This window comes from Bacteroides sedimenti, assembly GCF_040365225.1.
In the GTDB taxonomy this organism is placed as follows: Bacteria; Bacteroidota; Bacteroidia; order Bacteroidales; family Bacteroidaceae; genus Bacteroides; species Bacteroides sedimenti.
The window spans coordinates 427,468-447,147 of the sequence record NZ_AP028055.1 but is presented as its reverse complement, the minus strand read 5'-3'; the positions used below and the strand labels follow the sequence as shown (position 1 = coordinate 447,147).

Genomic DNA, 19,680 nt, shown 5'->3' with positions numbered 1-19,680 from the left:
AAATAATGGTAATGCAACAAGTTAAGATTATTGAACTATCTGCAAATGTTTGTCGTCATACCTTAATTATGGTAGATAAATACCCCAAATGAGGGGTTTTGAGTGCCTTTGATTATCCGTTACTTTGCAAAAGTTTTAGATAATTAAAGATTTATGCAACAAAAAGCTTATAAATTATGAAATCTTACAGAATTACCCAAAAGTATCACTCGGCTTTAGAGTTCCTTAGTCCAGTAAAAGTATCTATAGATACTCTCAATTGTTCTTTTTCATCTATGCGAATGTGTATGCAATGCTAATCACTTCCCTTTTTCGTATACACAAAATCCTGCTCTTAATATCATTAGCACTTTTTGATCATTAATCAATAAGACAGGTAAAAGTCATTTTAAACACTCATATTTTATTTCTATCTGAACCATATTAAAGTTCAGAGAAAAAGAGTTATAAATATTCTACAAACTATTTTATTTAGATTACACATGAAAAAAATCATTATATTATTTATTGGATTATTTCTGTTTACATCGATCATTGAAGCGAAAAACAGGAAAATAAGTGGAAAAGTATCCTCGTCCGAAGATGGAAGCTCATTACCCGGAGTGGTTGTAAAAGCTGTAGGAGCAAATACAGGAACATTGACTGACACTAATGGGCAGTTTACTTTGGAAATTAATGAAAACATCCATAAACTGGAGCTGCGTTATTTAGGATTTCAACCTCATTCAGTAAACATTTCAAGCAGTGACGAATACAACATTCAGATTTCACCTGATGCATATTCACTTAACGAGGTTGTGGTTACAGCTTTGGGGGTATCGAAAGAAAAAAAATCTTTGGGATATTCTACGCAGGAGCTATCATCAAAAGATGTATCTGAGGCTAAAGAATCAAACATAGTGAATGCTCTTTCGGGAAAGATTGCCGGAGTAAGGATAACCAACTCTCAGGGGGACATTGGTTCTTCCCGAATTATTATACGAGGAGAAACGTCCATTGCCGGTTATAATCAACCTTTATTTGTTATTGATGGAATTCCCGTAGATAATTCTCAGTTGGGTGCAGGCGGTTCAAGAGATTTCAGGAATGCCATTGCCGACATCAACCCCGAAGACATTGAAACATTAAGTGTTTTAAAGGGACCTAATGCCGCTGCTTTGTATGGATCGCGGGCAGCGCATGGAGCAATCCTTATCAAAACCAAATCAGGAAAGGGACAGAAAGGGTTGGGAATTACCTTTAATTCTAACACGACTCTGTCTTCCATTCTTACGTTGCCCAAGTATCAAAATGAATTTGGCCAGGGGGGCAATGGGCTGTTTAGTTATGTAGATGGAAAAGGAGCAGGAGTAAATGACGGAGTTGATGAGAGCTGGGGACCTAAACTAAACGGACAGCTTATTCCTCAGTTTAATTCGAATGGAGAAGCAGTTCCATTCATTGCCCATCCAAACAATGTCAGAGACTATTTTAAGACTGGGTTTACTTATAACAACGGCGTTTCAATAGCCGGTTCAGGAGATAAGTATGATATTCGGCTTTCCCTGAATAATGAAAAGCAATACGGTATTGAACCTAACAGTGAAACAGGAAAGACAAATGTATCTGTGAACACAAACTACAGCATTAATAAAAGGCTAAAAGTTGGGGCTACAGGTAATTATATCATTAACGACTCTCCTAACTTACCTGCATCCGGTGGAAAAAGATCGTCAAGTGCCATGTTACAGTTTGCCTGGTTTGGACGCCAAGTGGATATCAATGAATTAAAAGCGAACCAGAATAATAACTGGAACAACAGCTATTACAGTAATTTGTACTGGGTGGCCAACAATAACACAACCAGTCAAAGAAAGGATCGTCTTATCGGCGATATCCATCTAAACTATACTATTATAGACGGACTTACTTTTAATCTGCGTTCTGGAACAGATACTTATAATGATCGCAGAAAAGCAAAAATTGCTTATGGCACAAACGGAACACCTTATGGCTCTTATGAAGAAGATGCATATAGGGTTAGCGAAACAAACACGGAAGCCATTTTAAGATACAATAAAAATATCAATAAAGAGATCAGTCTAGATGTATTTGGTGGATATAATGTGCGTAACCGTACGTTTGAACAGAACTATCAACAAGCTCCAAGGCTTGCTGTTGCCAAGCTTTACACTCTTGCAAATTCGAGAGACCCACTGGTCTCTTCAAACTTTTACTCAAAGCTGCGTACATATAGTTCATTTGCTTCTGCACAAATAGGATATAAAAGTTATGCATATTTAAATCTCACAGCAAGAAACGACTGGTCGTCTACACTTCCCAAGAAAAACCAGTCATATTTCTATCCATCTGTTAATGCCAGCATTATATTAACAGATGCATTGAATATCAAAAGTAGTATTGTGAGTTTTGCCAAGATTCGTGGTGGATGGTCTAAAGTGGGTAGCGATGCCGATCCGTATCAATTATATACTACCTTTAATTCTCTTGAGGCATTTAAAGGAAATCCTCAATTAACATCATCTGGAATTGGATTGAACGAAAATCTTAAATCAGAAAGTACAAATTCTACGGAACTAGGGGTAGATCTGGGACTATTTAGAAACCGGATACGTCTTGATATTTCATTGTACAACACCAATAGTATTGATCAGATACTCAAATTAGATGTTAGTGCCGCAAGCGGATATTCACAGAAACTACTTAATGCCGGAAAGATTAATAATAAAGGTCTCGAAATACAGTTAGATGCCGCAGTTATTAAACAACCGAAGTTCTCCTGGAATTTGGGTGTAAACTTCGCAACAAACAAAAGCCAGGTTAAAGTTCTTGATTATGAAAAAAGAATTAAAAATTACGTAATAGGTTCGTATGGAAGTGTACAAGTGGTAGCTGCAGTAGACAAACCTTATGGAACCTTGATTGGTAATGCTTATCTGCGAGACAACTCTGGAAATATTATTGTCAATGCAAATGGACTTCCACAAGCTGATCCTACAAAGAAAATACTGGGTAAATTTACTCCTGACTGGACCGGAGGTATTACAAATAGTTTCTCATATAAAGGATTTGACTTCTCATTCTTAATTGATGCAAGTATAGGAGGCTCTCTTTATTCGGGAACCAATAGAACCGGAAGTTATACCGGAGTATTAGCAAGTACACTTCCAGGAAGAAGTGCTGAAAATGGAGGATTGTATTATTATTATCCGGGGAATATAAAAGCAAATGGAACCGTAGCAGCAGTAAACGGACAAGGAACAAGTAATGGAGAAACCGTTTATGATGATGGTATGATCTTTAAAGGCGTAACAACAGACGGCAAACAGAATACTAAAATTATTAGCGCTTCTCAATATTATAAATCAACTTACAGCATTGATGAACAATATGTTTATAGTTCTTCCTTCGTGAAATTCAGAGAATTAAAACTTGCCTATAATTTCAGAGGTGAATGGCTTAAGAAACTAAGTCTTACAGGGGCCAGTATAGGTGTAATAGGAAGAAATCTATTCTTCATTTATAAAGATGTTCCTAACATTGATCCTGAAAATGCTTTCTCGACAGGAAATGCACAAGGCATTGAGAGTTTGTCGCTCCCTACAACAAGAAGCTATGGAGTTAACATCAGTCTTAAATTTTAAAAAAAAATGATATGAAAAAAAATATAATCAAACTAGCTCTTCTTTTAATTGTTGTTACAGGATTTTCCTGCAAGGCCGAATTATCGGATATTAATATTAACCCAAATGCAACTGAGGACCCACTACCGGATTATTTACTCACTGCTACTGAAAAAAAAGCGGCGGATCTTTATTGGGGAAGTGAAAATAATTATAATTCTTCATTATTATTTGTTCAGCATTGGGCTAAAATCCAATACACCGAACCGGATTGCTATATCCTTTCAAACAGTAGCTTTACATCTCTGTGGAATACCGGATATACTCAAATTATCACAAACCTGAATACTATTTTGGATCTGACTGACGAAAAAGCAAACAGTAACTATAAAGGTGTAGCCCTAACACTTCGTTCATGGGCATTTTTATTACTTACAGACGCCTATGGTGATATTCCTTATTCAGAAGTTGGGAAAAGCATTATCCCGAAATATGATAATCAAAAAGATGTTTATTTCGGATTACTCGCTGATTTGGAGAATTCGCTGACTCTTTTCAATGAAAAAGGACAAAAAATATCAGGAGATATAATTTACTCTGGTAATATCCTTTCTTGGAAGAAATTTGCTAATGCGCTAAGGTTACGCATCGCTTTGAGAATTTCAGATAAAGAACCGGAAAAAGCGAAATCGGTCATAGCCAGTGTTCTTAATGGATCAGCCGGATTAATTAACAGCAATACAGAAACGGCACAATTTATCTATACGGCATCACCGCAGCAGAATCCTTTCAGTGCTTCATTTGAAACACGTGATGATTACAGAGTTTCAAAAACGGTTGTAGATAGATTATCAGCTATCAATGATCCTCGTCTGGCTGTTTTTGCACAGAAACCAACTGATACCAGCGTACCAAATTATGTAGGAGTACCTAATGGCTTATCCACAACAGATGCCAACAATCTTGGCTTTGCAAAAACATCCAAACCTGGAAGTTATTTCTTAAAAGCTGAATCACCAGCTGTATTTTATAGTTATGCTGAAGTTCTTTTCAATTTATCTGAAGCAGCAGCTCGTGGATTTACGACTCAAAATAGTGAAGAACTTTACAACAAAGCTATAACAGCCTCACTGAATCAGTTTGGAATTACAAACAGTACAGTCATTTCATCATATTTATCCCAGCCTGATGTTCAGTACGACAAAACGAATTTCAAAAAATCTATCGGCGAACAAAAATGGATTTCATTATATGGCCAGGGGCTCGAAGCATTTGCAGAATGGAGAAGATTGGATTATCCGGTTCTTACAGCAGGACCTGCCAGCGTATTGGATAATAAATTCCCGGTCCGATTCATTTATCCTGGGGCAGAACAATCTCTTAATGGAATTAATTATAAAGCAGCTGTTGCACATCAGGGAACCGATAATCTAATAACAAAATTATGGTTTGATGCTTATTAACAGAAGACTTAAGTTCTAAAAAAGAATACTCCGCTTCCTTGAATAAAATCAAGGATTCGGAGTATTCTTTTTATTGTTTATGTGTTCCTTACATTACATTTTCTTATCTACAGGAACCGTTTCCTTTACAAGAATATCTGAGTCCTCTGAAACAAATTCGTCAGTATCTTTGTCTTTATTTACTTCGTCAAGATTCTCCTTGTATTGAACCTCGCTGCTTTCTTCCTCTGCTAATTTTTCAACTGGTATTCTCATGCTATAGAAAGTACGCAATACAAAGATCAAACCTATAATCAGGAACGGAATTGCAATGTACATAGAATAGTCCATTGCCGGATTCATCTTCATCTCAATGCAAATTTCTGTTGCCAGCAATCCAAACAGAGTAGAGAACTTAATAATTGGATTTAGTGATACAGACGATGTATCTTTGAACGGGTCACCCACAGTATCGCCCACAACAACTGCTTCATGTAAAAGTGTGTTTTTCTCTTTTAAATCCACCTCAACTACTTTCTTTGCATTATCCCAACTTCCACCTGCATTGGCCATAAAGATAGCCTGGAACAGTCCGAAAACGGCAATCGAAATCAGGTAAGCCACAAAGAAGTTCGGACTCATAAAGGCAAAGGAGAGGGTCAGTGAAATCAATGCAATAAAGATATTCCACATTCCTTTCTGAGCATATTGTGTACAAATCTTCACTACCGCCTTTGAGTCTTCTATATCTGCTTCCTTCTTGTTCATATCAAAGTTCTTTTTGATGAATTCCACAGCCCGGTAAGCTCCTGTGGTTACCGCCTGCATGGAAGCTCCGCTGAACCAGAAAATAACTGCACCACCACAAATCAAACCAAGAATAACCTGTGCATCGGTAAGAGAAAGTTTAAGCATTCCCACCTTGTCTAGCAACAGAATAATAGAGAAAATCATGGTTGTAGCTCCTACCACCGCAGTACCAATCAATACCGGCTTGGCTGTGGCTTTAAATGTATTTCCAGCGGAATCGTTTGCTTCAAGGAAATGTTTACCTACCTCGAAATCTGGTTTAAATCCAAATTCTTTCTCAATTGACTGGCTGACATTCGGAATCTGTTCAATCTGTGAAAGTTCAAATACAGACTGGGCATTATCTGTAACTGGGCCGTAACTGTCAACAGCAATGGTAACAGGTCCCATACATAAGAAACCAAAGGCTACTAATCCAAATGCAAAGATGGTGGCATGTTCTCCCAAGATTTCAACAAGTCCGGTTTCTGAAGTGAAATATGCAATGGTCATCAGTGCAACAATGAGCATACCTGTCCAGAATGCACTGAGATAACCAGTCACAATGCCCGAAAGGATATTCAAAGACGCTCCGCCTTCGCGTGAAGCGGTCACAATTTCCTGTACATGATTTGACTTGGAACTGGTAAACATCTTTGTAAATTCGGGAATAAGCACAGCAGCAAGCGTACCACAACTGATAATCACAGCCAGTTTCCACCAAAGAGTTGGATTTGGCAGGTCGGACAACAGCAGGTGACTCATAAAGAAGCTAACAGAAATACATAGCGTTGCAGCAATCCAAATTAGACGCATCAGCGGATTCTCGAAATTAAAGAATTTCTTTTTTGAATAGAGTCTTTTGGAGATTGCCTGATTAATAAAGAAAGAGCAACCGGAGAGGAAGTCCATCAAGAAACGCATACCAAAGATCCACACAATCAGCTTAGCCTGTACCTGTGGGTCTTTTATTGCCAATGTAATAAAGGTAATCAATGCCACACCTGTTACACCGTATGTTTCAAAACCATCGGCTGTAGGGCCTACACTGTCACCTGCATTATCGCCGGTACAGTCGGCAATCACACCCGGGTTACGTGGATCGTCCTCTTTTACCTTGAAGATAACCTTCATCAAATCGGAACCGATATCGGCAATTTTGGTAAAGATACCACCGGCAATACGCAGTGCACTTGCACCAAGCGATTCACCGATTGCAAATCCTAGGAAGCAGATGCCCACGCGGTCGCGCGGAACAAACAACAAGATGATAACCATCATCACAAGTTCCAGAGAGATAAGGAAAAGCCCCACACTCATACCTGCTTTTAATGGAATATTGACCACATCCAGCGGTTTACCTCGCAAAGAAGCAAAAGCTGTACGCGCATTAGCATAAGTGTTCACACGAATTCCGTACCAAGCCACGCTGTAGGAACCCAGCATACCGATAACAGAGAACAGTAATACTTCGCCCACTACATGAACCGGTTTTCCAAGAAGTCCGAAGAAATAGATGCAAAGAATAGCGCCTACAATAGCAAAAAGCATCAGCAGGAATTTACCTTGCTGTAACAGATAGGTACGACACGTAGCATAAATGGTTTCTGCAACCTTCAGCATCGAATCGTGTGCTTTGAGTTTCTTAATCTGATGAAACAGTACCAAACTGAATCCCAGTGTTCCAACAATAATCATAGCACCATAAAAAAGAAAATCCCAGGATGAGACAGCACTACCGAAAATGTGATAAGTTCCTTGATGCAGGTCAGGTATAGCCAGATCAGCTTCACTAGCCTGCATGTTTAAACTAAATCCGAATAGTGCACTCGTAAGAAAGAAAAATTTCATGAGTTTATTCATGGCATTCATAGTTTAAGATTAAGATTTGTGTTTTAAAAAAGGCTCTATAAATGTAGCTATTATTTATAAACGGCCAACAATTTTATATAAATTTAATTATTTAAAATATTAGTAAGTTCTTAATCTTCCAGATAATAGTCAACGGTGGTTACCACCCTGATGCTTTTAATATAAGGAGTATTGGCATCGCGGTTATCGATGGAAAACTGTCCCTGGTTGGCTCTCTTTATCTTTCCGAGCTTGCTATCCGAATCTTTTGCAAACTTTTCGGCAGCCAAGCGTGCATTTTTTGTGGCATTTTCAATCATCTGCGGTTTTACATCGTTCAGCTTCGTGAAGTCGTAGGTTACATTATACCGATAGTCACCGCCAGTAAGAGCAATGCCTTGTTTCAGCAGTTCGCTCTGCTCTCTCATCATTCCGCGAATCTTATCCACCTTATCAGAGGTAACAGTAATAACCGAAGTCACGTTGTAACGAAATGGCGGACGTGGATTGCTGGCATATCTTTCAGCTTCCATATCAATAATTTCGGGGGCTGCAATGGTAATCTCCTTCTCAGAAATACCTTTCGACTTCAGGAAGTTTACAATAGCATTGTTTTTGGCATTTATATTAGTATAGAGAGACGGCAGGTCGTCGCCCAAATCTTTAAACATAAGCGGCCAAGTTACTTTATTTGCGGGGACTTCGATTTCAGCCAGTCCTTTTACCGAAACCACCCGGTCTTTATCCTTAAAGTCATTGATTCCTTTCTTAATACAAATTCCCAAAAGAAATAGTCCAAGTGCGATGAGCACTGCCTCTTTTACTAAGTTTTTCATAATAAATCCTCCGCATTTAGTTTATAATGTTTGTCAAACTTACCAATTAAGGATGACTTTTCCAACTAAATAATTAGTTTTTTATCCTACCCTGCCACAGAACATTTTTACTATCACGATAAACTTTCACGAACTGCTGAAAACAGAAATAATAATTCAGATGTTTTAATATCAGACTAAAAAAAGATTATCTTTGTTTTCAGCTTAAACTTAGTATATATGGATACAGAATCAAGAGAACCTAACGGAGCAATGAATCCCGACGTTCAGGCATGGTTGGAAAAGAATTCCGCTAAAGACAGTAAATGGAAAAAAATAGTAATCAGTGTGGTTTGTCTACTTGCCCTGCTTACCGCATGGGCCGGCTACCTTATAATCAACGGTTCGCTCTCCTATTTTGAGAATCCGTTAAGCTTTAATATTCTTGATGATATAGCTATTCTCTGTATCATGTGGTTTATCGGGGTATTTATTGCTCTGGCGCATAAATTAGGCATATTAGGACTAGGAATAAAACTTAAAAAAGAGGTGATTGAACCGCTTTCAGAACCGGAAGTAATTCCTGTAACCGAAGAGAAGAAAGGCGTAATGCGGAAATACATCCTTCCCGGCCTTACCATGTTTGTCCTGATACCGGTTATTTCGGCAGTTATACTATATTATATAATCTACTTCATTGTTTTCCTCTTCCTGGGAGTTCTGCCCTATCTGGTAGGAATTGCCATGGCGGCCGGATTAGTTTACTCCCTGTTCCGCCTTATCCGTTTGCTGAAAGTAAAGAAAAGAGGTCGAAGCATTCTGGCATTCTCTACTCTGATGATACTCTGCTACGTTCTGGTTATTTTTATGATGTATGAATTCAATCCGCGGACAATGAAGAACCAGCCTGTTGAAGAGCAAAAACTGGAGGTTCCTATTCAGAGAGATACTATTCCCACTTTTTAAAACGCAGCATCGAGTACAGATACTGCCAGAAATAGTCCATTTAATCCGAAGTGAATACAGAAACCTGTTTTCAAAAATGAGAGTGAATCGGGAATAGACTACTTCGTCTGGAGTAGAAACAGGAAACCTTTTTTCAAAGACGAAGCTAAACCTGATATAGAGCACTTTGCCTGGAGCGGGAACAGGAAACTGAATTTCAAGGATAAAGGTTCGCCAGAAACAAGTATCTTTTCCTGATTAGGTAAGCCACACCATTAGTTTTCAATGACAGAGATAAAACAAGAAACAGATCATTTCATCTGATGCAAAAAACAGGAAGCCACTTTAAAAGAAAAAGGTAAATTAGATATTTCCATTCTTTTAAAACGCAGCATCGAGTGCAGATAAAACAAGAAATAGTTCACTTCCCATTATACAGAAATCAAGAAGCCTGTTTTCAAAGACAGAGCTAAATCAAAAATAGACCACTTCACCACCGTCGGAACCTGCGAATTCGCGGAGCAGTGATTGCATATAATCTACCGCTTCGGTTAGTCCCTCGCGTCCGCTGTATCCGTTGATGATTGCCAGCAGTTCGGTAGTTTCAACAGAAAGCTTGGTGCGTTCATTGTCACTGGTTGGAGTACCTATACCTCCCACAGCATCCCTAATTACCGGTAATCCCTCAATATTCAGAATTCCACGACCGATGCCTTCAAACGGTTCGTCCGCCTTTCCTACTCCGAGTTCAAGTTCGTTGCCCGAAATCTTTCCTGCATCAAAACCTCCGATGGAGTATCCGGTTTGAATCGATACCAAGTTGATCAAGTCTACGAGCGTATCAATCCTGTAAAGCGGTAAATCCCGAAGAATTCGCCTGCAGAGTGCCTCTGCCGAAGGGCGATAACGGTTTGGGTCTTTCCCAAACTTCTTGTAGGCATTACGCGTGGCAAGAATGTGTTGGTTCTTTTTCACCTCATCTATCTGGTGCGAAGCTTTGTACTGGGCCGAAACCTCACCAATTATTTTCCACAGTCCCTCGCTATGGGCACTATTTGTTACTTTGGCGTAAATGGCCGCGCCAACATAATCGGGACAAGCTTTGCGGACTTCTTCAGATACTTTCAGTGTAAACATTTTGAGTAGTTACTTATTCAACATGATGCCCGACAAGATTCGTCCGGATTTGGTTCCCAGACGGCGGGCAGAGAAAAAGCGATTGTGATTTTCGTAGGTACAGATCCCCGAAATCTCTATGTTTTCGGACTCAACGCCCGCTTCCATCAGTTGCAAACGATTGGCTTCCCACAAATCGATGTGATACTTCTGCGATTCCTCATTCCATGAAGCAATCCGTTCCATATCAAAGCCTACTTTCTGGAATGCCTCGTACACCTCATTCCCTACCTCGAAGGCATCTGCTGAAATGCTTGGGCCAATAGCGGCCATCACATCCTTAGCTTCCGTGTTATAGGTCTGCTCCATCAAATCCAGGGTCTGCTTAACTATTTTTGCCACCGTACCTCTCCATCCTGCATGAACAACCGCTACAGCCTTATTCACACTGTCATAGAGCAAAACCGGCGCACAATCGGCAGTAGAGACACACAGGCACATTCCTTTCAGGTCAGATATCAATGCATCCACCCCGTGAAGCCTTCTGTGTTGCTCTTCCGGAGAAAGACTCAGATAGAAAGCGTCAATTGCCCGTATGGTAGTTCCGTGCGTCTGAAACGGGATAACCAGATTTTGCTGATTAATGCCTAATTTAGCGCACAGCACTTCCTGATTACGCTTCACTCTTTCAGGAGCATCGCCCGAGAACGGGGCACAGTTAAACGATGCGAAGGTATCTTCGCTACAACCTCCCTGACGGGTGGTTATAAAATGAGAAATATCAGGAATCGAGCAAAACTGCTCGAAACCCAATATTACTTTATCTTCTGTTAGTTCTGTCATTCTTCTTCTTCCCAATCTTCTTCATCCACGTAGTACTCATCGTCCTCCTCCTCATCTTCGTAGGAGTACTCAAAGTCCTCATCCTCGCCCATTTCTTGTAATTCTGCTTTTAATCTCGTAACATCTTTAGGACGATGAACAATAGATTCAATCTTGTTGCTCTCTTTGTTCAGTTCTTCCCAAAGCATATCTTTCAACTGATTAATGCCCAGACCGGTGATTGACGAAATAAACACATGCGGAATATTTTCGGGCAGTGTCTTTTCCATTTCATCCATCAGTTCCTGGTCTAGCATATCACATTTCGTAATTGCCAGGACACGTTGCTTGTCGAGCATTTCCGGATTAAATGTAGAAAGCTCATTCAGCAGGATTTCGTATTCTTTTTTAATATCGTCGGCATCAGCAGGAACCATAAACAGCAAAAGCGAGTTTCGCTCAATATGACGAAGGAAGCGGAGTCCCAGCCCCTTCCCTTCACTGGCGCCTTCGATAATGCCCGGTATATCGGCCATCACAAAAGATTTCCCTTCGCGATAGGATACGATACCCAGATTGGGTTCAAGAGTGGTAAACGGATAATTGGCAATCTTTGGTTTCGCTGCCGATACCACGGAAAGCAAAGTAGATTTTCCCGCATTGGGGAATCCTACCAACCCCACATCGGCCAGAAGCTTCAGCTCCATGATGATGGTGAGTTCCTGCATCGGTTCGCCAGGTTGTGCAAAACGAGGCGCCTGACGGGTAGCAGTCTTAAAATGCCAGTTACCCAATCCACCGCGACCGCCTTTCAGCAGCATCACTTCCTGTCCGTGTTCCGTAACGTCACAAATATACTCGCCTGTTTCAGCGTTGTATACTACCGTTCCGCAAGGTACTTCAATTATCTTATCCGCACCATCCTTACCAAAGCTTCGCTGTTTTCCTCCCGATTCTCCGTGTCCTGCCATGGCATGACGTTCGTATTTCAGGTGAAGCAGCGTCCAGTAGTTCCGGTTACCACGTAAAATGATATGACCTCCTCTACCACCGTCGCCACCGTCTGGTCCGCCATTTGGGATATATTTTTCCCTGCGCATATGCGTAGAGCCTCTACCTCCCTTGCCGGATCGGCAGTAGATTTTAACGTAGTCAACAAAATTCGATTCAGCCATAATTATATCATTATCAAAATTATAAACTTTCTACAGCAGAAACAATGTCAGAGAAGATACCTTCCATTGTTCCAAGACCTTTAATATACTGGTATTTGCCTTCTTTCTTATAGTATTCCTTCAACGGAGAAGTCTGAGTATTGTAAACCAGCAGACGTTTTTTGATAGTTTCCATGTTATCATCCGCACGTCCACACTCTTCACCGCGCTTCAGCAGACGAGTTACCAGTTCTTCTTCAGGAACATCAAGGTCTAACATAACAGAAACATCCTGTCCTCTTTCGTTCAGCATCACCTTCAGTGCCTCTGCCTGTGGGATAGTTCTTGGAAATCCGTCAAAGATAACCCCTTTGCTTTCTTTCATGCCATCCAATACACTTGCAAGAATATTGATAATCAGTTCATCAGGAAGCAATTGTCCTTGGTCAATATATCCTTTAGCTGTTTTACCCAGCGCTGTTTCGTTCTTGATTTCTGCACGAAGCACATCTCCGGTTGAGATATGGTTCAAACCAAATTTTTCAATAATACGTTCACTTTGTGTTCCTTTTCCTGAACCCGGAGCACCAAAAATAACAATGTTCAACATTTCTTTTTATCCTTATTTATATTAAAATTATTCAGCTATTGTATAGATATCAGGATAGTTACGTCCGTAACCGTCGTAGTCCAATCCATATCCTACAATAAAATCATTCGGGATACGCATTGCACAATATTTGATATCTAGTTCCACCTGCAGTTTATCCGGTTTTACCAATAAAGTTGCAATATGAATCGCTTTAGGGTTGCGTGTTCCAAGTGTTTCAACCAGACGTTGCATAGTAAGTCCTGTATCAACAATATCTTCCACAATAACCACTGTCTTTCCCTGAATATCCTCAGATAATCCAACAACCTCCTTGATAACTCCTGTAGAAGCAACCCCCTCATAAGAAGCAAGTTTCACAAAAGTAACCTTGCTGGGTATATCAATTTGCTTCATCAAATCGGCAGTAAACATAAAAGATCCGTTAAGTACACTGACAAATATCGGACTTTCATCTTTCAGGTCACGATTGATTTCATTCGCAACACGAGTAACTTCTTTCTGAATGCTCTCAGCTTCAATAGAAAGAGCAAATGTTTTATCTTTTATCTGAATTGTTTTCATAACAATTATTTTTTGTATAATTGGTGCAAAAGTACTACTTTTTATGGAATGAAATGCAAGAATGCCATCTCTTTTTCCTTTAAAGCAATCAAGTACCTTCTGCAATTTCTTATTTTACACCGTGCATTAGTTTCTGCAACTGCTTTGTCAAGCAGAAGAGTATAACCGCCGACACCCCTGACATTACTACGAATACCATAAAGAAATCGTGCAATGATGCAATTTCAATACCAAACAGATGCTTCGCTTTTCCTGCTTCAGGATACAATCCACTCAGCGTTCCGGCAAACTTGTTGGCAGCGGCTGTAGACAGATACCATACCCCCATCATCAGTGAAGCGAAACGTACCGGAGTAAGTCGGTTTACCATTGACAAGCCGATTGGCGACAATGCCATCTCGCCTATTGTATGGATAAAGTAAAGACCTGTAAGCCAAAGCATACTCACCTTTACACCCGGTTGCAAATCCTTCACGCCGTAAGCAATGAACAGGTATCCCAAGGACAAAAGGAAGAGCCCAATAGCCTGTTTAGCAGGAGAAGAAGGTTCCATATTTCTTCTATTCAGGAAGCCCCACACAGCCGGCATAACAAAAGCCAGCGCCACTACAAACAGCGGGTTAAACGCCTGGAAGTAAGAAGCAGGCATCTCCCATCCAAAGATAGAACGATCCGTCTGTCTGTCGGCAAAGAGGGTTAGTGAAGATCCAGCCTGTTCGTAAGCCGCCCAGAAGAAGATTACGAAGAAAGCAATGATATAGATTACCAATATACGTTGTCTTTCAATTTTTGTCAGAGAACTATCGAAGATAATGTAAGCCGGAATACCGATACATGCCGAGAAGATACCGGCACTGATAAATTCCGCGTCGAACACCCATTTAAACACAGCAAAAAGCACCACTGTAAGCCCCGAAAAGAAAAGTGCTTTCTTGATAGCATCCTCTTTCGAGATGGTAGGTTGATTATTTCCCTCTTCGCTTTCCTTCAGCTTATGGGCATCGGGAAGAATACCAATCTGCTCTCCGGTAGGAGAAACGAGGTATTTGTTCTTCTGAGTTTCGAATAAGATAATTGTCATCAGAATACCGATTGCCGCAATCAGGAATCCCCATTTAAAGTCTTCCGCATTACCGGTATCACCGAAATAACCGCAAACCAGCGGCGCAATGAAGGCACCCACATTCACACCCATATAGAAGATGGTGTAAGCCGTATCCAGACGCCTGTCGCCAGGTTCGTACAGCTGTCCCACCAGGGTAGTGATAGTCGGCTTAAAGAAACCGTTACCAAATATGATAAATCCTAATCCGCCATACATCAGCCAGTGCGAAAGCTCAACCGATTTCAAGAACGAAGCACTCAGGAACAGCAGGAACTGCCCTATCCCCATCATTATCGCTCCCCAGAACACAGATCGTCTGATGCCCCAGAACTTGTCTGCCACGTAACCACCAATCAGCGGAGTTAAATATACCAGCCCGGTGTAACTTCCGTAAATGGAAGATGCCAGCTGAGTATCCATCAATAAAGCTTTGGTTAAAAACAAAATGAAGATTGCACGCATACCGTAGTAGCTGAAACGCTCCGCGGTTCCTGTGGCAAAGATCAGATAGAGACCTTTAGGATGCCCTTTTGAATGACTCATAAGATGTTATATTATTCTTTATTTTTATTAATTGGATGCAAAAGTAGTGATTTTACAGTAGTTTAATAGCAAACAGTTCACTTTTTTGTGCCCTTTTTAGTACTTTTGCGCAATAATAATACGATTCAAGATGAAAATATTTCCAGGCATACAGATTAAACAGCTAGATGCTTATACCATAGAACAAGAACCTATTGCTTCCATCGACCTGATGGAAAGGGCAGCCACCGCTTTGACCGGTGCCATCATGAAATACCGCGGCAATGAAACTCCGGTGGTTGTGTTTGCCGGACCGGGCAACAACGGCGGCGACGCGCTTGCCGTATCACGATTGCTGGGCGAACGCGGTTACCGTGTAAAGGCCTACCTATTCAACACCTCCGAACATCTTTCGGAAGATTGCGCAACCAACAGAGACCGCCTGCTTGAGAACAGCAACGTGGAATTTACAGAGGTAACCAGTAAGTTCGAACCTCCTGTTCTGGATAAAGATTGTTTGGTAATCGATGGTCTTTTTGGTTCAGGAATCAAGAAAGCACTCTCCGGAGGGTTTGCCGCAGTGGTAAATTACATTAACGCATCACCCTCAACTGTAGTTTCTATCGATTTGCCATCCGGTTTAATGTGCGAAGACAACACCTATAATATCAGAAACCATATCATTCGCGCTGATAAGACGCTATCTTTACAACTTCCGAAACTATCGTTCTTTTTTGCCGAAAATGCAGATTATTTAGGCGAATGGGAGCTTCTTGATATCGGTTTAAGTCAGAAAGGAATAGAAGAAACATTTACAACCTGGTATTTTACGGAAGAAGAAGATATCCGGAAACTTATAAAACCACGCAAACGGTTCGACCACAAAGGCAACTACGGTCATGCCCTACTCATTGCCGGTTCGTATGGCATGGCAGGCGCCTCCGTGCTTGCCGCCAAAGCCTGCCTCCGCACCGGAGCGGGAATGGTTACCGTGCATGCTCCTTTAAAGAACAATGATATACTTCAGACAGCTATTCCCGAAGCTATTGTGCGGCATGACGCACACGAGTTCTGCTTCAGTATGCCTGTCTACCCGGATAACTACACCGCTGTGGCAATCGGTCCGGGACTGGGACAGTCGGAAGAGACAGCCACTGCTTTGATAGAACAAATCAGGCTTTGCCAGGAACCGATGGTGCTCGATGCCGATGCGCTGAATATCCTTGCAGTGCACCGCAATGCCATGAACTCCATCCCCCGCGGTTCAATCCTCACCCCGCATCCTAAAGAGCTGGAACGCCTGGTGGGCAAGTGCGAAAGCAGCTTCCTGCGACTAACTAAAGCGCGCGACCTGGCAACAACATACAAAATTTTCGTGGTGCTGAAGGGAGCCTATACCGTTATAGCCACCCCCGAAGGAAACTGTTACTTCAACCCCACCGGAAATCCGGGAATGGCAACAGCTGGCAGCGGCGATGTGCTTACGGGTGTACTGGTTTCTTTGCTGGCACAGGGATATACTTCCGAGGAAAGCTGCAAACTAGGGGTTTACCTGCACGGCATGGCAGGCGATATGGCTAAGGAGAAGTTGGGCGAAAGAGGGCTTATTGCAAGTGATATCGCCGAAAATCTGCCTGCAGCCTGGATAAAATTAACACAATCTATTGATTAGTGACAGAAATAAATAGATTCATAGAATATTTTTACTTACATTTGCTCATTATATAAGGTAAAGTCATAAAACTGAATTTGCATATGAAAAGATCAATAGCATTATTGGGCCTTTTACTCTCAATAAGTTCGTTTGCTCAGACAGATGTTTCACTTTATGGAGGGAAAGGTCAGGAGTATGGAGTTACGTACGCACTTCCGAAAAGCGTAATTGAAATTGAAGTGGAAACAGTAAAATCTACCTATATCCCGGGTGAATTCTGCAAATATGCAGAGCGATACCTGAGACTGACAGGCATTTCGGACACCAAAGAAGAGCATTGGGATCTCACCAGCGTGAAAGCAAAAAGCATCGGTACCCCCGACCCCGCCAAGACATACTTCGTAAAACTGAAAGACAAAACGTTGGCTCCGCTGATGGAACTCACAGAAGATGGCATCATCAAATCAATCAATCTTCCACTCACGCCGAAAGTTGCACCGGTAAAAGAAACACCGGCTCCACTAAAGAAAAAGCCAAACGCCCGCGAATTCATGACGGAAGAGATTTTAATGGCCGGATCGAGCGCAAAGGTGGCCGAACTAGTGGCGAAAGAAATTTATAAGGTAAGAGAGAGCAAAAGTTCACTTCTTAGAGGCGAAGTGGAAAGCATGCCAAAGGACGGCGCATCGCTAAAATTGGTGCTCGAGAAGCTGGACGAACAGGAGCAGGCTCTCACAGAACTATTCTCGGGCACAGTAGAGAAAGAGACTAAGACATACAAGTTCACCATAAATCCTACACAAGACATCACCAAGGCGGTTGCATTCCGTTTCTCAAAGAAACTGGGAGTCCTTGGAGTGAACGACCTGGCAGGGGCACCGGTGTACTACACGCTTACCAACCTGAAAACAGTTCCCGAACAGGCTCCTGTTACCGGAAAGCCAAAGAAGATTGAGGGCATCGTGTATAACGTGCCGGGAAAAGCTCACTTCAGCATCTTCACCTCGCAGGAAAATCTGTTTGACGATGATTTCATGATTGCGCAGTTTGGTAACACAGATACACTGACCGAGAGTCTGTTCGAGAAGAAATCGGTAGTGAAGGTTACGTTTAACCCGGCTACCGGGGCAGTGATGAAGGTTGATAGGGAGACGGTGAAGTAGTTCTTTTGGCTTGATCCAAAAGGATTAAAAGATCATTTTTGGGTTTTCAAGCCTTTGCTGGTTTGAATGCTTGTTCTTTTGGCTTGTACCAAAAGAACCAAAAGTTCAAGGCTGCACGCTCTCCGCTACTCCGTGAGCAGGTTCCGCTAAAGAAAAAGAACTCGCTTCGCTCAAACAGCTTTTTCTTTTTAACGCTACACCAACTCACTCCGCTTAACGCTGCGATCATGAGGCCGGTCCTTTTCGTTTCCGTAGCGGCTGCGATTGGGAGGGCGGTTAACATTGCTCGCTTCGCTCGCTCGTTTTGGGGGTGGCTTGGCTTCGCCTTCGCTTCTTTCGTTTCTCAGCTTGCTTCGTTTGCTTTATCCTTGTACCGATTTAGCCGGACTTACGTCCGGCATAGAATTTCGGTATTTGTGCTAGAGAAACAATCATTACCTTACTTTTGAAACACCAATTTTTCGGCTACCTTTTTCTGTTTCTGATACAACGCTTTGTTATCCGATTTAGGAATAGCGTTCAGAAACCATTTCATATCTTTCACGCTATTCCAGTTGGGGCAAGCAAAGTTATTTTGTGTACCTAAGATATCCACCATTTCAAGAATTTCTGTTTTCGCTTCACTATCCATGCCCATTTTATGAAGCACCATGCCCAGACGAAACTTAATTCTCAACAAATGTTTGTCATCCGATGTGCAGGTAAGTGCTTTACAATAGCAAGCGAGTGATTCCTTGTAGTGCTTTTTATTATGATACACTTCTGCAAGCTCTTCCCATACCATGAAAAAGTCGCTGTTTTCATTGACCATCGGAGTCATCAGCTGCAACGCCTTGTCGTACTGTTTTGTATATTTGTTTAACAATTTACCTAAGTAATTACAGAACATGATGTTATCCTTCATTCTTTTATGTGCGCTTTCCAAAAACGGTCTATAATGAATAAAATATGACACGTCCGATTGTCTGTCAAACACTTTGATAAATTTAGATACAAATTTTTCGGCAATTGAAGGTTTAAACACACCATTTATCTTTTCCTTCTTCCAATCTTCTTCCATGAAAAAGCATCGGTTTCTAAGCACGTCTAAAGCCGGGAAATTAGCATCTTTATAAAGTCTCTCCATCTGAAGCAAGAACTGAGTGTTCATAATAAAGGTGGAACTCATGTTAAGTTCAAGAAATTCTTGTATGTATGGCTTTGCACTTGTGTAGCCACCACTGGTTATTTCGGCAGATATCCGGTCGTATAGCGTCCACGCATAAGCACGGCTTACCCACACCCCACCCTTACTTTTATACACATTCTCTGCCACTTCATACGCTTTTTCCTTATCGCCTTTTCGCAGCTCCATAATTTCTTTAAACGTAATTATCATAATCGATTTAGTTAAATTAATAAAGTTTAAATTTAAAGATAGGGAGGCGAACCATCATTTACAAATATTTTTCCATTATTTAAGGATTAAACGCCTTTATTTCCGAATTTTATGGAATTATTGATTA

General features: G+C 41.2%; 15 protein-coding genes. 5 read left to right on the top strand and 10 right to left on the bottom strand.

Annotated features, from left to right (window positions below):
• Window positions 1–482: 482 nt before the first annotated feature.
• Both ABWU87_RS01665 and ABWU87_RS01660 read left to right on the top strand, forming a co-directional pair.
• The gene (locus tag ABWU87_RS01665; RefSeq protein ID WP_353332674.1) at window positions 483–3,644 is read left to right on the top strand and encodes a SusC/RagA family TonB-linked outer membrane protein; all 3,162 of its coding nucleotides are present in this window, start codon (window positions 483–485) and stop codon (window positions 3,642–3,644) included.
• A gap of 11 nt (window positions 3,645–3,655) precedes the next feature.
• The gene (locus ABWU87_RS01660; RefSeq protein ID WP_353332672.1) at window positions 3,656–5,086 is read left to right on the top strand and encodes a SusD/RagB family nutrient-binding outer membrane lipoprotein; all 1,431 of its coding nucleotides are present in this window, start codon (window positions 3,656–3,658) and stop codon (window positions 5,084–5,086) included.
• A gap of 93 nt (window positions 5,087–5,179) precedes the next feature.
• On the opposite strand, the gene ABWU87_RS01655 is transcribed toward ABWU87_RS01660, so the two are convergent.
• Both ABWU87_RS01655 and ABWU87_RS01650 read right to left on the bottom strand, forming a co-directional pair.
• Window positions 5,180–7,717, bottom strand: coding sequence for a sodium-translocating pyrophosphatase (locus ABWU87_RS01655; protein WP_353332670.1), 2,538 nt, complete (start codon window positions 7,715–7,717; stop codon window positions 5,180–5,182).
• 119 nt (window positions 7,718–7,836) lie between these two features.
• Window positions 7,837–8,541 (bottom strand): SIMPL domain-containing protein, encoded by a 705-nt coding sequence (locus ABWU87_RS01650; RefSeq protein ID WP_353332668.1) that lies wholly within the window; start codon window positions 8,539–8,541, stop codon window positions 7,837–7,839.
• A gap of 219 nt (window positions 8,542–8,760) precedes the next feature.
• On the opposite strand from ABWU87_RS01650, the gene ABWU87_RS01645 reads away from it, so the two are divergent.
• Window positions 8,761–9,486 carry a hypothetical protein gene (locus tag ABWU87_RS01645; RefSeq protein WP_353332666.1) on the top strand — a complete coding sequence of 242 codons (726 nt, stop codon included), beginning with the start codon at window positions 8,761–8,763 and terminating at the stop codon, window positions 9,484–9,486.
• Window positions 9,487–9,939: 453 nt separating this feature from the next.
• Here ABWU87_RS01645 and ABWU87_RS01640 read toward each other — a convergent pair whose 3' ends face one another.
• From ABWU87_RS01640 to ABWU87_RS01615, 6 genes are all read right to left on the bottom strand, one after another.
• A complete protein-coding gene (locus ABWU87_RS01640) occupies window positions 9,940–10,602 on the bottom strand; it encodes a B3/B4 domain-containing protein (protein WP_353332664.1) in 663 nt (220 codons plus the stop codon).
• A gap of 9 nt (window positions 10,603–10,611) precedes the next feature.
• On the bottom strand, window positions 10,612–11,424 hold the full coding sequence (gene pgeF / locus ABWU87_RS01635) for a peptidoglycan editing factor PgeF (protein ID WP_353332661.1): 813 nt from the start codon (window positions 11,422–11,424) through the stop codon (window positions 10,612–10,614).
• On the bottom strand, window positions 11,421–12,578 hold the full coding sequence (gene obgE / locus ABWU87_RS01630; protein WP_353332659.1) for a GTPase ObgE: 1,158 nt from the start codon (window positions 12,576–12,578) through the stop codon (window positions 11,421–11,423). The genes pgeF and obgE overlap by 4 nt, the downstream gene beginning before the upstream one ends.
• A 19-nt stretch (window positions 12,579–12,597) precedes the next feature.
• The gene (locus tag ABWU87_RS01625) at window positions 12,598–13,167 is read right to left on the bottom strand and encodes an adenylate kinase (RefSeq protein WP_353332657.1); all 570 of its coding nucleotides are present in this window, start codon (window positions 13,165–13,167) and stop codon (window positions 12,598–12,600) included.
• Window positions 13,168–13,194: 27 nt separating this feature from the next.
• A complete protein-coding gene (gene hpt / locus ABWU87_RS01620; protein WP_353332655.1) occupies window positions 13,195–13,731 on the bottom strand; it encodes a hypoxanthine phosphoribosyltransferase in 537 nt (178 codons plus the stop codon).
• Between the two features lie 109 nt (window positions 13,732–13,840).
• Complete coding sequence (locus tag ABWU87_RS01615) at window positions 13,841–15,379, bottom strand: peptide MFS transporter (RefSeq protein WP_353332653.1); 1,539 nt, start codon at window positions 15,377–15,379, stop codon at window positions 13,841–13,843.
• Window positions 15,380–15,509: 130 nt separating this feature from the next.
• Between ABWU87_RS01615 and ABWU87_RS01610 the strand changes: the two genes are divergently transcribed.
• Entirely contained in the window at window positions 15,510–17,030 is a 1,521-nt protein-coding gene (locus tag ABWU87_RS01610; RefSeq protein WP_353332651.1) for an NAD(P)H-hydrate dehydratase, read from the top strand.
• A gap of 83 nt (window positions 17,031–17,113) precedes the next feature.
• Complete coding sequence (locus ABWU87_RS01605) at window positions 17,114–18,175, top strand: DUF4831 family protein (RefSeq protein ID WP_353332649.1); 1,062 nt, start codon at window positions 17,114–17,116, stop codon at window positions 18,173–18,175.
• Between the two features lie 46 nt (window positions 18,176–18,221).
• On the opposite strand, the gene ABWU87_RS01600 is transcribed toward ABWU87_RS01605, so the two are convergent.
• Complete coding sequence (locus ABWU87_RS01600; RefSeq protein ID WP_353332647.1) at window positions 18,222–18,404, bottom strand: hypothetical protein; 183 nt, start codon at window positions 18,402–18,404, stop codon at window positions 18,222–18,224.
• A gap of 210 nt (window positions 18,405–18,614) precedes the next feature.
• Complete coding sequence (locus ABWU87_RS01595) at window positions 18,615–19,553, bottom strand: tetratricopeptide repeat protein (protein WP_353332645.1); 939 nt, start codon at window positions 19,551–19,553, stop codon at window positions 18,615–18,617.
• Between the last annotated feature and the right edge of the window lie 127 nt (window positions 19,554–19,680).